At 35.9% G+C, this 14,075-nt stretch carries 15 protein-coding genes and 1 pseudogene; 12 read left to right on the top strand and 4 right to left on the bottom strand.

Going from position 1 to position 14,075, the window contains the following annotated elements; all coding sequences use genetic code 11:
* Positions 1-6 precede the first annotated feature (6 nt).
* From DWA31_RS07040 to uspE, 5 genes are all read left to right on the top strand, one after another.
* A complete protein-coding gene (locus DWA31_RS07040) occupies positions 7-2,496 on the top strand; it encodes a heavy metal translocating P-type ATPase (RefSeq protein ID WP_114325901.1) in 2,490 nt (829 codons plus the stop codon).
* Between the two features lie 40 nt (positions 2,497-2,536).
* Positions 2,537-2,746, top strand: coding sequence for a cbb3-type cytochrome oxidase assembly protein CcoS (ccoS, locus tag DWA31_RS07035; RefSeq protein ID WP_114325900.1), 210 nt, complete (start codon positions 2,537-2,539; stop codon positions 2,744-2,746).
* On the top strand, positions 2,743-3,489 hold the full coding sequence (locus tag DWA31_RS07030; protein WP_114325899.1) for a sulfite exporter TauE/SafE family protein: 747 nt from the start codon (positions 2,743-2,745) through the stop codon (positions 3,487-3,489). The genes ccoS and DWA31_RS07030 overlap by 4 nt, the downstream gene beginning before the upstream one ends.
* Before the next feature lie 66 nt (positions 3,490-3,555).
* Positions 3,556-4,275, top strand: a complete 720-nt coding sequence (gene fnr / locus DWA31_RS07025) for a fumarate/nitrate reduction transcriptional regulator Fnr (RefSeq protein WP_114325898.1) — start codon at positions 3,556-3,558, stop codon at positions 4,273-4,275.
* 171 nt (positions 4,276-4,446) lie between these two features.
* Positions 4,447-5,391 (top strand): universal stress protein UspE, encoded by a 945-nt coding sequence (uspE, locus tag DWA31_RS07020; RefSeq protein ID WP_114325897.1) that lies wholly within the window; start codon positions 4,447-4,449, stop codon positions 5,389-5,391.
* A gap of 491 nt (positions 5,392-5,882) precedes the next feature.
* On the opposite strand, the gene efpL is transcribed toward uspE, so the two are convergent.
* The 4 genes from efpL to DWA31_RS07005 all read right to left on the bottom strand — a co-directional run bounded on the left by efpL (position 5,883) and on the right by DWA31_RS07005 (position 8,208).
* The gene (gene efpL, locus DWA31_RS07015; protein WP_114325896.1) at positions 5,883-6,458 is read right to left on the bottom strand and encodes an elongation factor P-like protein EfpL; all 576 of its coding nucleotides are present in this window, start codon (positions 6,456-6,458) and stop codon (positions 5,883-5,885) included.
* 220 nt (positions 6,459-6,678) lie between these two features.
* On the bottom strand, positions 6,679-6,816 hold the full coding sequence (locus tag DWA31_RS17180) for a hypothetical protein (RefSeq protein ID WP_168427304.1): 138 nt from the start codon (positions 6,814-6,816) through the stop codon (positions 6,679-6,681).
* Positions 6,817-7,214: 398 nt separating this feature from the next.
* A complete protein-coding gene (locus DWA31_RS07010) occupies positions 7,215-7,766 on the bottom strand; it encodes a DUF2058 domain-containing protein (protein ID WP_114325895.1) in 552 nt (183 codons plus the stop codon).
* A gap of 106 nt (positions 7,767-7,872) precedes the next feature.
* Positions 7,873-8,208: a hypothetical protein gene (locus DWA31_RS07005; RefSeq protein WP_136037981.1), complete on the bottom strand. Its 336-nt coding sequence runs from the start codon at positions 8,206-8,208 to the stop codon at positions 7,873-7,875.
* 199 nt (positions 8,209-8,407) lie between these two features.
* Between DWA31_RS07005 and DWA31_RS17470 the strand changes: the two genes are divergently transcribed.
* From DWA31_RS17470 to DWA31_RS06980, 7 genes and pseudogenes are all read left to right on the top strand, one after another.
* Positions 8,408-8,572: a hypothetical protein gene (locus DWA31_RS17470; RefSeq protein ID WP_245942528.1), complete on the top strand. Its 165-nt coding sequence runs from the start codon at positions 8,408-8,410 to the stop codon at positions 8,570-8,572.
* Positions 8,573-8,575: 3 nt separating this feature from the next.
* Entirely contained in the window at positions 8,576-8,923 is a 348-nt protein-coding gene (locus DWA31_RS17465) for a penicillin acylase family protein (RefSeq protein WP_342766951.1), read from the top strand.
* Between the two features lie 69 nt (positions 8,924-8,992).
* Positions 8,993-10,444 (top strand): annotated as a pseudogene (locus DWA31_RS07000) (penicillin acylase family protein).
* Between the two features lie 50 nt (positions 10,445-10,494).
* Positions 10,495-10,881, top strand: a complete 387-nt coding sequence (locus tag DWA31_RS06995) for an MAPEG family protein (RefSeq protein WP_114325113.1) — start codon at positions 10,495-10,497, stop codon at positions 10,879-10,881.
* A gap of 124 nt (positions 10,882-11,005) precedes the next feature.
* Positions 11,006-12,181 carry a prephenate dehydratase gene (pheA, locus tag DWA31_RS06990; protein WP_114325114.1) on the top strand — a complete coding sequence of 392 codons (1,176 nt, stop codon included), beginning with the start codon at positions 11,006-11,008 and terminating at the stop codon, positions 12,179-12,181.
* 117 nt (positions 12,182-12,298) lie between these two features.
* The gene (locus DWA31_RS06985) at positions 12,299-13,045 is read left to right on the top strand and encodes a hypothetical protein (RefSeq protein WP_114325115.1); all 747 of its coding nucleotides are present in this window, start codon (positions 12,299-12,301) and stop codon (positions 13,043-13,045) included.
* A 119-nt stretch (positions 13,046-13,164) separates the two neighbouring features.
* The gene (locus DWA31_RS06980) at positions 13,165-13,779 is read left to right on the top strand and encodes a hypothetical protein (RefSeq protein ID WP_114325116.1); all 615 of its coding nucleotides are present in this window, start codon (positions 13,165-13,167) and stop codon (positions 13,777-13,779) included.
* Positions 13,780-14,075: the final 296 nt, after the last annotated feature.

Here is a 14,075-nt window from a genome sequence, read left to right as displayed (position 1 = left end):
ATTTACATGTCAAGCACATCTTCTAAACCACAAAGCTGTTTTCATTGTAATGAGAATGTACCTCTAGGCATAGAGCTTTGTGTCACTATCAATAATAAAAAACAACCTATGTGTTGCATAGGTTGTCAGGCTGTTGCCCAAACCATCGTTGACAATAACCTGACTCAATATTATCAAGTGAGAACAGAGCCAGCTCAAAAGGGTGCGGACCTGATTCCTCCACAACTCAAAGCAGCTCAACAGCAAAAGAATAAGTTGCTTGATGAAGATGTATTACAAAATGAGTTTATCTACCAAGATAAAGATTCTAAAGAAGCGATATTAACGGTAGAAGGTATCAGTTGTGCAGCCTGTGCTTGGTTAATTGAAATGCAACTAAGTAAACTTAAAGGCATTGATCAAATCACGGTAAATGCGACGACTCAACGAGCCACAATAAAGTGGCAAGATGACCAAGTTAAACTTAGTGAAATCCTTAATGCCATTGATCATATTGGCTATCAAGCTCTCCCCTTTAAAGCGAATGAACTAGAGCAACGTAATAAAGTAATCAGCAAAAGATTTATTAAACGTTTAGGCATCAGCGGCATTTTAATGATGCAAATTATGATGATTGCTGTCGGTTTATATTTTGGTGCTTTTTCAGATATGGCTGAATACAACATTGTTTATCTTCGTTGGGTGAGCTTTATTTTAGCCATTCCTATTGCTACCTACGGTGCATTTCCCTTTTATATGGGGGCAATTACCGCCCTTAAATTAAAGCGTTTATCGATGGATGTACCCGTATCTATTGCCATCATTTTAGCATTTAGTGCTAGCGCATGGGCAACAGTAACGCAGCAAGGAGAAGTGTATTTTGAGTCCGTATCAATGTTCACCTTCTTACTACTCATTGGCAAATTTTTAGAGTTTAGAGCTCGCTCTCATGCAGCACAAGTATCAGCGAATTTATTAAAATTAATGCCCATGACGGCAACGAAATTAAGTAGCAATGAAGACAGTTTCGAGTTTAGAGTTACGAATAAGGAAAACATAGAACAGAAAGAGGAATTAGTGGCGGCTAAGCTATTAGTGAAAGGTGACTTAGTAATAGTAAAGCCCGGTGAAACTATTCCTGCTGATGGTGTAATTGTTGACGGTAACAGCCAAGTAAATGAAGCAATGTTATCTGGTGAGCAATTACCCTTAAACAAAAACATTAACGACGATGTATTTGCCGGCACAATTAATGGTGATGGCAATTTAACGGTAAAAGTTAAACAATCTAGTAGTCAATCATTTTTAAGTCAACTTATTCGTTTAAGTGAACAGTCTCAAGCCCATAAACCTAAATTAGCACGCTTCTCCGATAAAGTAGCGCAATACTTTGTTGCAGTGATTTTAATGACCGCTATTGGAACAGCACTTTATTGGCAACAGCATTTACCTGAAGAAGCATTTTGGATCACCTTATCAGTATTAGTTGCCACCTGCCCTTGTGCCTTATCTTTAGCAACACCTACCGCATTAACGTGTGCTACCACTCGTCTTAATCGTGATGGTATTATGATAAAGTCTTCTCATGTAATGGAAACAATTCCCAAGATCAACACCTTTGCTTTTGATAAAACAGGCACCTTAACTACCAGTGATTTTACCATAGATAAAATAGACGTATTATTAACAGATGATACTTATAACAAAACAAATATATTAGCTATTGCTGCCGCATTAGAATCTCATTCTGAACACCCACTCGCTAAACCTTTTAATCAGTATCGAAATTTCAAAATGAATGCCATCAATGTCAAAGTGCATTCAGGTAAAGGCGTTAGTGGTTTAATAGACAATAAACAATTCCATATTGGCAAGCCTAGTTGGCTCTTAGATAGCTTTACGAGTGTTCAAAAAAAGGATGAGCAATTAATCAATGCTTCTTGTGTTCTAGTTTACGATAACACCCTTATAGGGGCTTTTTACCTTAAAGATAAAATAAGGGATGATGCCAAAGCATTAATGACTAAGTTAAATGAAAACAATCAAACATTGATGTTATCCGGTGATAGTCAAAATGCTTGTAAAAAAGTCGCTAAATCATTATCGATACCTCATTGTTATGGCGGTTTGAGTGCAACCGATAAAATGACTAAACTCAAAAACCTACAAAAAGAACAAAATGCCACTGTTGCAATGATAGGCGATGGCGTTAATGATTCACCTGTATTTGGTGCAGCTCATGTGTCGATTGCGATGGGATGTGGATCAGATATTGCCAAAAGTGGCGCTGATGTCATTTTATTAAATAACCAACTTAGCAGTATTAGTACATTACACTATATAGCGGTCAAAACTCGTCGTATTATTTTCCAAAATTATTTATGGGCTTTTGGCTATAATGGTATTGTATTACCGCTAGCCGTCGCTGGATTTATTACTCCCTATATGGCCGTTATTGGCATGTCGGCAAGTTCAATTTTAGTGATTACCAATTCACTACGTCTATTAAAAAAATAGTTTACTTAAAACTATTTTTAAAACATTAGGGCTAAAGCTCATGAGCATTATTTACATTTTAATTCCAATTGCAGTACTCCTAACAGCCATTGGTATTTATCTTTTTTTCTGGGCGGTAAAAACAGAGCAGTTTGATGATCTTGAAAAGCAAGGGATGAGTATTCTCTTCGACGAAAATGCATCTGATGAAGAAGAAAAAAATAATAAGTTGACTGTTACCAGTGATAAGTCAAAAAGTCAAAATAAATGAGTTTAGATTTCTTTTCTGCTTTTATCATCGGATTGCTTGGTTCAGGGCACTGTATTGCCATGTGTGGTGGCATAACCACCATGCTGACTTCTGCAATTCCAAGTAACAAATATGATACTAATCAACAAATTCCCGTTAATGATCAACAGGGTAATCAAAACGGCTATCAACATGAGAGTCAAATAAAATCAAGCAAATTTACGTTAGTTTTTTGTTATAACCTAGGACGAATAGCCTCTTACAGCTTTATCGGCGCCATTGTTGGTTTTACAGGCTCTATTGCTGCGAAGAATATAGGCCTACCGCTGGCTGGTTTAAAATTATTTTCAGCTGTATTTGTTATTTTGTTAGGTTTATACTTAGGCCAATGGTTAATGTGGCTCAATAGAATTGAAGCGCTAGGAAAGAAATTATGGCAATATATTTCTCCTCTAGCAAGCAGGGTAATTCCAGTGAACACCCCATTAAAAGCACTTGGTCTCGGTGCAATCTGGGGTTGGCTACCCTGTGGTTTAGTTTATTCAACACTGACTTGGGCATTAGCAAGCAGCAGTATAATTAATGGCGCTAGTATCATGTTTTTCTTTGGCTTAGGCACTTTACCCGCCCTATTGACCTTGTCAATAGGCTTCAGTAGCATAAAAAATAGACTAGTCAACCCAGTTTTACGAAAAACGATGGCTTTTATCTTAATATCCTTCGGTATTTACAGTTTTATTGTTGCATATCAACAAATGTTCTAATACCATAGTCTTGACCTAAAAATTAGAGTAAATACATCAATTACTTCTAAAACAATTGAGTAATACATGTCGAATAATAGTGGCCCTAGCGCACAGCATATCAAATGTCAAAGTTGCAGTATTAGTGAACTTTGCTTACCTTTTACGCTTAATGATGAAGAGCTGAACACGCTTGATGATATTATTGATCGCAAACGACCTATACATAAAGGCGATAAAATATATGCTGATGGGCAAGAACTAAATTGTCTATTTGCCATTCGTTCAGGTACATTTAAAACCTTTACAGTCAACGAGCAAGGTGAAGAGCAAATTACTGGCTTTCATCTAGCGGGTGATTTATTAGGATTTGATGCTATTGCCGATAGTGAGCATAAAAGTTTTGCTCAAGCACTTGAAACTTCAATGGTTTGTGAAATTCCTTACGATAGTTTAGATACATTATCTAACACAATGCCTAAGCTTAAAAAGCAAGTGTTACGTTTAATGAGTAATGAAATCAGAACAGATCAAGAGATGCTTACGTTACTTAACAGAAAAAATGCTGAACAACGTGTCGCTACATTCTTAGTGAGTTTGAGTGACCGATATTATGCTCGAGGTTTCTCTTCAATAGAATTTCGTCTAACCATGACCCGTAGTGACATTGGCAACTATATTGGACTCACTGTTGAAACCATTAGCCGTTTGTTAAATCGTTTTCATAAAAATGGCTTAATCAAAGTTGACGGAAAACTTATCTCTATTTTAGATATTGATCAGTTAATTGATTGCGCCTCTAACTAGACCATATAATTAGCCTCAACCCTAAGCTAACTTTATAATAGCTTTCATTAAGTTAGCTAATTGAAACTTCCAACAACTTGATTTAAAACAAGCATTAATCTCACACTTTTGCTATAAATTAACTAAGCTTAATACAAGCTATTTTTTAATTTCATCAGAGTGAGATTTATCATGGAAACTTATCAAAATATTTTGGTTGTCATCGATCCAACAACCAATGAGCAAAAAGCCTTAAAAAGAGCAATAGATTTAGCCTCTAAAATAAACCAAAACGGTACCAACCAAACAAAAATCACTGCCTTTTTAAGTATTTTTGATTTTTCTTATGAAATGACCACAATACTTTCTACTGATGAACGTGATGCCATGCGTCAATCAGTGATCAAGGACAAAGAATTTTGGCTAGAAAATTATATCAAGGAGCTAAATCCTGATATAGAAATAGATTGCCAAGTTGTATGGCACAATCGTCCCTTTGAGGCCATAATCGAACGAGTAATCAAGCAAGGTTATAATCTTGTCATTAAAGGTACTCATCAACATGACAAATTAAAATCAGTCATTTTTACGCCTACTGATTGGCACATTTTACGCAAATGCCCCTGCCCTGTAATGTTAGTAAAAGAACATGAATGGCCAAGTAACGGGAATATTATCGCTGCGGTCAATGTAGGTAGCGATGAAGCTGAGCATCATTCACTCAATGTAAAAATAACAGAAGAAGCCAAACAGCTAGCGCAAGTAATTCAGGCTAATGTTCACCTGGTTAATTCATTCCCGGGTACACCCGTTAACATAGCGATTGAAATACCTGAGTTTAATACAACTGAGTATAACGAGACCATGGTTAAGCATCATGAGCAGGCTATGATTGCTCATGCTAATAAATTTGATATTAATGTTGTTAATACTCATGTCAAAGAAGGTCTTCCAGAAACGGTAATAGAGCAAGTTGCTAGTACACTTGATGCTGAACTAGTTATTTTGGGTACGATAGGCAGAACAGGGATTTCAGCGGCGTTAATTGGCAACACAGCAGAGCATGTTATTGATCAACTTAATTGTGATGTACTCGCCTTAAAACCAGACGGCTACATTTCACCATTGGCAGATTAATTCAATACAGATAAATTGTTTATAAATGGCTAAACATTGAATGTGTTTAGCCATTTTTTATTTATACCCGCTCTACTGAAGATGCTCATTTCAGAAAATATCAGCTTCATAATCAAGGTGATTCTTTTGTTAAGGGTTTTCCCTTAAATAACAATATACCCATGATACTTCAAGATGTCGGATTCAGCTGGAGTTAGAAACGTCTTTAGGCAAGGCATTGATTGAAGATAATAGTTGTTCTATTGTCGAAATAAATAACGCTGCATAAAACGTTTATAAACCAGCCCTACGGGGATGTTTGAGTAAATCATGCTCTTCGTTGCATCTCTTTTTAAGGACGCTACATGGATGTAGCTTATTAGAGAATGCAGGAGCACATTCTCCTGAATAACCCTTAATAAAAAAATGCGCCTTGATCATGAATCACTCAGGCATCCTGAAACACGCATTTTGAGGTGTCACGGGTATATATGTCATGTTTTATCTATTTATTATTTAGAATCTGCACGACCCATAAATTTATGCTCACTGGTATTAACTTTAATTTTATCACCTGTAGATATATGCTCTGGCACCTGTATAATCAAGCCTGTTGAAAGGGTTGCTGGCTTAGTACGAGCACTGGCTGAAGCGCCTTTTATAGAAGGGTCAGTTTCCGTAATAATTAAATCAACAGAGGCAGGAAGATCAACTGCAACAGGAACATCATCAACAATAATTACAGACAGACCCTGAGTATCTTCGTTAATAAATAACAACTCTTCGCTAATACTGTCCTTATTCAAGTTGTATGGGGTGTAGTCCTCATTATCCATAAAGACATACTCATCGCCATCAATATATGAAAACATAGATGGACGGCGACTTAAGTCTGCAAAATTAAGCATATCATCAGCTTTAAAAGTTTCATCAACTTTAGCTCCGGTAACCACATCATATAAACGCATGCGGTATAAACTTCCCCCTGCTCTACCTTGAGGAACTGAGCGAGTAATATCCCTAACAATTAATACTTTACCGTTATGCTCTATCGCAGCATTTTTCTTTATATCGCTAGCCTTTGGCATGAAATATTCCTTAGATTAAATTTTTATAAATGAGAAAATAGCATGAACTCGCGTTAATGCAAGCAATGAATATCAAAAATGAACAGCTGACTGTAATCATTTATATAAAATTTCATTTTGTATTATAAAAAATGACAAAAAATAAAATTAGGGCAAAAAAAAGCTAATATAATGGTTAATATTAACTTTCTATTGAATTTTTTTCAGTGACTGTAAGGTATCACTCATAAGAGCGTTCTAACCAAGCTATTTGTAGCTTTAACTCAGTAATTTCATTGATAGCATCGTCCAACTGTTGTTGAGTTGTTTTTTGATCATCAGCACATTTATCAACATTCATCTCAGTGTTATTTGACATGTTACTTCTATCCTTATGGGCTATATACCCATGCCACTTCAAGATGCAGGATTCAGCGAGAATTAAAAGGCTTATTAGGCAAGGCATTGATTGAAGATAATAGTTACTCTATTGTCAAAATCAATAACGCGGCATATACGCCTTTTAAACTCGCCCTGCGGGGCTACAGAGAAAATCATGCTCATCGTTGCATCTATTATTAAGGGAAAAACCATTAATAAAAGATGCGCCTTGATCAAGAATTCCTTTGTAGTCCTGAAACTCGCATCTTGAGGTGGTATGGGTATAGTAGTCGAAAATTTAGTTGCTACAGGTGTATTATTACATAAGGACTTACAGAGGTGATATTTCTATATGATGATTATTAGTATTCATAACAATTATACGGACAAGTTAACTTACCACATCAGATCATCTGGAATTTGATAGTCAGCATAAGGGTCATCTTCATCGACTTGTTCATCAAGCGCATTATCATTTTGTACTAACACAACGTTTTTATCGAGCTCACTCAGCTTTTCTGCCGTTTCACGAGTAACTAAATAAGTGACGTCATCTAAACCACACAATGCTAAACGACCATTGACCAATGCTTTATGGGTAACAGCATCTAATGGCAACTTTTTGATTGTTGTTTCGAAGGTATAGTTGTAATCATTATCACCTGCCACATTTTTAATCTGGTGGTGAATTAAAATTTGCTTAATACGTAATATTTGCTCTTTGTCAGCGAGCTGCTGCTGCTTCAACTCATTTAAAGCATTATCTTTTGTTTGTTTATCTGTTTTAGCCTTGGCTAAGTCCTGCTGAACTTGCTCTTGTAAACTAGCGCCATGTTGTACACCACTGCGCTTTTGTTTATTTTTCTTACGTTTATCTACATTGGCTTGACGCGTTTTTTGCTTGGTCGTTAAACCCGCTTTAAGTAATTGATCTTGAAGTGATGCCATGGAAGTTTTTTATCGAAAATTATTGATGTGCTATTCTAACAATAAATGGCAATGAGACAAACTTTCTTTCGTTGCTCACAAGACTAAAGTGATGCTATTGAATGGGTTACTTACTAAGTATTATTGAAGCGCTATCTCTATCATCGGGGGAGCTAACCATGTTATCTTTAATTATTGACTGACCGTTTTGATATCTATGATAAGAAAACTGTTTAAGTCCCATTTTATAACAAAAGTCATTAAAACTATTAAAGTCACTTTTAGTAAAAATTTTCGCGTTTTTTGCCAACAAACCATCTATATACATGGTATCGCCATTAACATTGCAGTTTGCAATAGCCGAATACGGTTTACCGTACTCTGAAACTTTTAGTGCACGAACCATTTTGATTTCGAAAATCCATTCTCCAATCTGAACATGTTTAGACATTGATTCTGTCACTGTGAACCTCTGAAACTTTAAGCATAAACTAAGATTAGCACAAATTAGTACAATTACGATGATGGTATTATAACATTTGCTTAACGTATAAATCTAAACAAATATAGGCTTTTTTCTTTTATCAAAGAAAAACAAATGCTTCGTTAGTTTATATGAATCAGATACTCTTATTAATATTATAACCTTGGTTAGCTCACCCATGATAAAAAGAATAATTATTTCCCTGCTACTTATTAGCTTCTTACTCATCGCCTCTAGTATTACCTGGCTTTACAGCAAGGTAGATAATGCACTTCCCTTACTCAACGGCGAAGAAACTATCTTAGGTTTACAAAGTACTGCCGTGATTGATCGTGATAGCTAAGGTATTGCGACTATTAAAGCTAAAAGCCGTGTTGATATAGCCGTTGTTACTGGCTTTATTCATGCACAAGAGCGGTTCTTTCAAATGGACTTGCTTAGACGTAATTCAGCAGGCGAAATCGCTAGCTTATTTGGAGTTTTGGCATTAAAGCATGATAAGTCAATTCGACTGCATCGTTTTAGAGAACGAGCAAGAACCATTATTAATAGCTTACCAAACAATCAAAGAGTCTTATTAGAAGCCTATACCCAAGGGGTAAATCAGGGCTTAATGTCTTTAGGAACACAACCTTTTGAATACTTACTTTACAACAAGAGCCTGTACAGTGGAATGAATAAGATTCTATTTTAACCATTTTTAGCATTTTTAGCATTTTTAGCATTTTTAGCATTTTTAGCATGTACATAGACTTGCAGTATCATGAGTATAGTAGTCGGTAGTAATGGCAATATTGCTTGGGGTTTCACTAACAGTTATGGTGATTACAGCGATATTGTCATTTTAAATACAATAAATGATGCTAAACAATATCTGACATCATCCGGCCCTAAAGACTTTAGTTACCATAAACAAATTATTGTAGTAAAAGATGAACAGCCTGTAGAGGTCACCATTAAAGAAACTATTTGGAGCCCTGTTATTGGCAAAAATCATCAAGGAAAATTGTTAGCTTATCGCTGGGTTGCGCATGACAAACAAGCCGTAAACATCACGGCAACAGAACTAGAGTTAGCACAATCAGTGAAAGAAGCGTTTACTATTGAAGCTCGAAGTGGAATTTCCTCACAAAACATGGTGGTAGGTGACAAAATTGGTAATATTGGTTGGACAATTATGGGGCCAATTCCAGCAAAAATTGGCAATATAGGTGAAACACCTACCTATTAGCATAATAGTAAAAATAATTGGCAAGGGTACCTAACGCCAGATCAATATCCAAGGGTTTTTAATCCTAAAAATAATCGTTTATGGACAGCAAACTCACGGGTTGTTGGCGGCGATATGTTACAAAAAATAGGTAACGGTGGTTATGCCCTTGGCGCCCGTGCTAAACAGATCCGAGACAATTTAAATTCCCTTAAAGCGTTCGATGAAAAAGCGTTACTTGATATAGGCTTAGATGAACGTGCACTATTTTTAACGCGTTGGCAAAAATTCTTATTAACTAACGTGCTTAACCAAGCCACGTTAAGTAAATATAAAGAATTTATCCAAGTACGAAAGTTATTATTAAAAAATGAGCCGTGGGTTGCTAGTGTAGATTCCATTAATTATCGTTTAGTAAGAAATTTTCGTATCAATACACGTGATTTAGTCTTTAGTGAATTAAATAATAATTTTAGACAATTAGATGACGGTTATAAGTTTCGAAGCATCCGCCATCAAGTTAAAACACCTTTATGGCAACTTATCAATCAACAGCCTGAAAACTTTTTAATGCGCCCATTAAAAAATTGGTCTGCCTTGTTTAACCAAGCGCTAAAACAAACGATTGATGACATGATCACAGTAGAAGAAAATGAACAACAAGCATTAGTTGATGCTAGATGGGGGCAACAAAATACTACAACTATTAAGCATCCACTGAGTAATGCTATTCCTTTCATTGGAAAATGGTTAGATATGCCATCAACACAACTATCAGGTGATAGTTATATGCCGAAGGTTCAAGGCATATCTTTTGGCGCTTCAGAGCGTATGGTGGTTTCACCTGGTCATGAAGAAACCGGCATTTCTCATATGCCTACGAGCCAAGCAGGACATCCTTGGAGTCCTTATTATGGCAAAGGACACAATGACTGGGTAAAAGGTAAAGCATTACCTTTTTTACCTGGTAAAACCAAATACACGTTAACGCTATTAAATTATTAGTTTCGAGTTAATATAAACAACCACTAAAACGACAACAATAGGGAAAAACAATGGCAACTTTAATTTGGTGTTTATTTATTGCAACACTATTACCACTTTTGGCAAAAGCTCCCGTTGCTTATGCTATGCATAAGCTAGGCGGATATAACAATAGCCACCCACGCGATCAACAAAGTAAACTAACAGGTTTTGGTGCGCGTGCATTAGCTGCGCATCAAAATGCATTTGAATCATTAATAATTTTCGCTCCTGCAGTATTATTAGCAATAGCAACACAGCATACAGGTACACATATAACCTTACTCGCCATAGTACATGTATGTGCACGCGTACTGTATAATGGTTTATATTTAGCAAACATAGACAAGCTACGTAGCTTGGTTTGGGCCGTAGCTACGCTAAGCAGTTTTGCTATTATTTGGCAATGTATCCCATAAAATTGATAAGTAAATAAAAACAGTCTAAATAAACTGTTGACAGAATTCAGTAAAGCTAGATAGAGTAGCTGCTCTAGAGAAATCAAACCTTCCAATCCACTCATAGTAATAACAGGAAAACACAGTGAGCGAAAAATTAGATTTAAACGAAATACGTAAACAAATAACCACTTTAGATCAAGATTTACTGACCTTATTTGCTAAACGTCGCGCACTTACATTAAATGTTGCTAAGAGTAAAATACAACAAGTTCGCCCTATTCGAGATCAGCAACGTGAACAAGAGTTGTTAATTCGCTTAATAAAACAAGGGAAAGAATTAGGTTTAGATGCTCACTATGTTACCAATATATTTCAAACTATCATTGAAGATTCAGTACTAAATCAGCAGGCTTTTTTACAAAGCTTAGCTAATCCTGATATTCAAACGCCAGCGGTTAGCGTGGCTTTCCTAGGTGATAAAGGCTCATATAGTTATTTGGCAAGTCACCGATACTTCTCTCGACGCGCAGAAAAAATAATTGAATCTGGCTGCCAAAATTTCAGTGATATCCTACAACAAGTAGAGTCTGGTCAAGTAGATTACGGTATGTTGCCTATCGAAAATACCAGTTCAGGTAGTATCAACGAAGTTTATGACTTGTTACAACACACTAATTTATCTATTGTTGGTGAAATCACCCAACCAATAGAGCATTGTTTACTTACCGCTGTAGAGACTAGTTTAAATAAAATAAAAACGATTTATGCTCATGGCCAACCATTTACACAGTGTAGTAATTTCTTAGATAAACAGAATGATATACGTATAGAATACTGCGAAAGCACTGCCGATGCCATGGTTAAAGCTTCCGAATTGCAAGATGATACTGTCGCTGTTATCGGCAGTGAAGAAGGTGGTCACTTATATCAATTACAAGCACTAGAAAAATCGATAGCAAATCAAAATGAAAACAAAACGCGCTTTATCTTGGTAGCAAGAAAAGCCGTTGAGGTGGCTGAACAAATACCAGCAAAAACAGCTATTATTTTAGCAACTGGGCAAAAAGCAGGTGCATTAGTAGAATGTTTATTAGTACTAAAAGAAAAAGGTATTAATATGTGTAAACTTGAGTCTCGCCCTATTCAAGGCCGTCCATGGGAAGAAATGTTTTATATTGATGTAGAAGCAAATTTGAAAAATTTCGCGCTACAAGAAGCGATTAGTGAAATGACCGAACACACCAACTTTATTAAAGTACTTGGCTGTTACCCTATTGAGCATATCAGCCCAACAAGCGTTCCAAGTAGTGCAATATGATAATACCTCACAGGTAAAATCTACAGCACATATCAAGCCGTTACCCAAATCAGTAACGGCTTTTTTATAACAATATATAATCAGTCATTTATCCCTTAGCATGAAAGAGGCTTACCCTTGAATAAACTTGCTGTTTTAGCTTTTACCCTATTAGTATCGCTTAGCTCCATGCTTTGGTATTTAGCCAATGGATCGTTAAATGAATACCTTAAAAGCCAGATTGAAATACAAGGACATTATTACAGTGGCCAAAAAACCAATGTTACTTTAGCTGATTTTTCGTCAAGCACAGGAATAGGAGAGTTTACAAATTTCAGTTTGTTAAACTTAAACGATCATCAAGCCAAACATGCTGTTATTATTGATGTAGCACATATTGAGTTAGTGAAACAACCTACCCAACCTTTATTAACGACAATACAAGCAATAACAATCAATAAGCTTACCTTAAATATTGAAACTAGCTCAGGTAAAACAAGTAATATTGACCAATTGATTCAAAGAATCAGCAATAAACTTGCCCTTGATTACCCTGAGTTATATCCCAACATAAGTGCCAAAATATACGCTAAGAACAACCCTCAACTCAATGCTGAAAAATATGCCGAAAATAACCCACAAGCAGGTCCAATTATTGAGCATACTAAAGTGAAGAAAAAACGAGGAAAACCTCAAGCCAAAATCAATATTACCGCAATTACAATCAACACCGTAGAGTTAAATATAATTAACGGCGGATTAGCTAAAATGATACCGCTTCATGATGTTAATATAACAGCTATAGGTGGTAAACAGGGTATTATAACAAACCAGTTAGGTGGTGAAGTTTTACTTGCTTTATTGAACTTAGCAATTAAAAGCTAACTCACTAATAAATTTAATTAAATACTGCTAATACTTGTACTCTAAAGTAAGCTTGCACTCAACAATAAAAACAATCACATATAAAATTAACAATTAAAAAGACAACGGAACATTCAACTATGCCCCCATTGAGATTTTTTCCTCGTTCCAACAAAGCGTTTATTGCTCTATGTTGCACGCAATTATTATCAATAAGCGCTCAAGCAAACGATTTAGAAATAACGTCTATGCTTGGTTATACTTTTAGCCCAAAACTGACCAGTGACGATAACACGGTAGATATTGCAATAACAAATGACCCCAACGTTGCTTTAGCTTTTTCTTGGCAAGACTCTACCCCTGGTCAAGGGCAAATTTTAGTCAATTATATATCTCGTGACTTTACCGATAATATTGACCAATCAACGCATTCTTTTGACACCTTATATGCACACTTTAACGGTGTCGCTTTTTTTAAAGAAAGAAACTACATTACTACCGTTGGAATGGGCGTTGGTGCGACTTATTTTAATAGCGATTTTGATAGTGTTATTTACCCTTCAATAACGGTTGCTGTTGGTACTCGCTATGAGTTTTCAGATAACTTAGCTTTTATTACAGAACTTCGTGCTTATGCGACCTTAACAAAAGATGATAACACTGTTTTTTGTCGAAATGGTACTTGTTTGGCGCACTTCGATGGTACGGTTTGGGTAGATAGTCATATATCGATAGGTCTGGCTTATAGCTTCTAAGGTTTACGTAATCAGGCGTGTTAGACAGTACTGATCTTGAGTAGATGTTATTTATTATACGATGAAACGTTAACCCGAATGCTACCAGAGAAAAATAGATAGCATTTGAGTAATACCAATTGAAGTAATGAATAGATCATTCAGCGAGAATTAAAAGGTGTAGAGGCAAGACATTGATTGAAGAGAATGGTTATTCCCTTGTCAAAATCAATAACGCAGCATATATACCTTTTAAACTCGCCTAGGGAGCTTGTCAGGATAGTGATAACTTCACAAATTTGTTTGATATAGAACGA

Origin of the sequence: Candidatus Colwellia aromaticivorans, assembly GCF_003333305.1 — a bacterium.
GTDB lineage: Bacteria > Pseudomonadota > Gammaproteobacteria > Enterobacterales > Alteromonadaceae > Colwellia > Colwellia aromaticivorans.
This window is presented reverse-complemented; position numbering and strand designations above follow the sequence as displayed.